Origin of the sequence: Pseudomonas agronomica (assembly GCF_025917275.1) — a bacterium.
GTDB lineage: Bacteria > Pseudomonadota > Gammaproteobacteria > Pseudomonadales > Pseudomonadaceae > Aquipseudomonas > Aquipseudomonas agronomica.
Genome location: NZ_JAOSHO010000996.1, coordinates 1 through 599 on the forward strand (window position 1 = coordinate 1; position 599 = coordinate 599).

Here is a 599-nt window from a genome sequence, read left to right on the forward strand (position 1 = left end):
CTGAGCCTGCAGGCCTACCTCACCCAAGTGACCCGCGTGCGCCTGAAGCTGCAACAGATCAGCACCGCCACCGACCCCATGGAAATGACCCAGGCGCTGGCGCAGACGGTGTTCCAGGGCCGCGGCATCGACCTGACCGACACCCAGTCCTATGGCCGGCTGATGGCCGCCAGCCTGGGCGCGCAATGGGCTGGCGTTGGCGAGACGCTGTTCGTCCAGCCGCTGGAACAGGCCTGGCAGCGGGTGCTACAACCGTCGACAGCGGGCCTCAACAGCCAGTGGCAGCGCTCGATCGTCGAGCACTGGAACGCGGCCTTCGCCGGGCGATATCCGTTCGCCGCGACGGCCAGCGATGCTTCGCTGCCGATGCTGGGGCAGATGATCCGCGCCGACACGGGGCGCATCGAGCGCTTCCTGCACAGCCAGTTGAGCGGCGTGCTGCGCAAGGAAGGCAACCGCTGGGTGGCCGATCCGCGTCATGGTAACGGCTTGCGGGTCAATCCGCAGTTCCTTGCGGCAATCAACCAACTCGGCGACCTGGCCGACGTGCTCTTCACCGACGGCGGCCTGGGCCTGAGTTTCGAGCTGAGCGGCAAAGG

Annotated in this window: 1 pseudogene; it reads left to right on the forward strand. The window is 67.3% G+C overall.

Annotation, left to right across the window (positions count from 1 at the left end):
- Positions 1-599, forward strand: a pseudogene (locus OC610_RS28570) (ImcF-related family protein); the annotation flags it as partial.